Origin of the sequence: Jeotgalibacillus marinus, from assembly GCF_040801915.1 — a bacterium.
In the GTDB taxonomy this organism is placed as follows: domain Bacteria; phylum Bacillota; class Bacilli; order Bacillales; family Jeotgalibacillaceae; genus Jeotgalibacillus; species Jeotgalibacillus marinus.
In genome coordinates this window covers 1-208 of record NZ_JBFMIA010000398.1, presented here as the reverse complement: position 1 = coordinate 208, position 208 = coordinate 1, and the positions used below count along the sequence as shown (strand labels likewise).

The window sequence follows — 208 nt, the reverse complement described above, 5'->3', positions numbered from 1 at the left end:
AAAACCTTATCGATTCCTTGTAGTTTTACTCTTGGAATAACAATGTCCATGCCATGGTCTTGTTCAAATTCTTTTCTTGATTTTATATGAGCGCTTTGAATAAGCGGGTTGTACATGCTGTCTGCAATCTGTTGCACGTGCTCTTTAGTAAGATCTCCGGTTATAAAGGTAGCCTGAGAAGTATAAAAATCTTCTCCATTGTCAAAGG

Annotated in this window: 1 protein-coding gene; it reads right to left on the bottom strand. The window is 37.5% G+C overall.

Annotation, left to right across the window (positions count from 1 at the left end; all coding sequences use genetic code 11):
- A partial coding sequence (locus AB1471_RS18295; protein WP_367781132.1) for a hypothetical protein occupies positions 1-208 on the bottom strand: 208 nt, incomplete at both ends.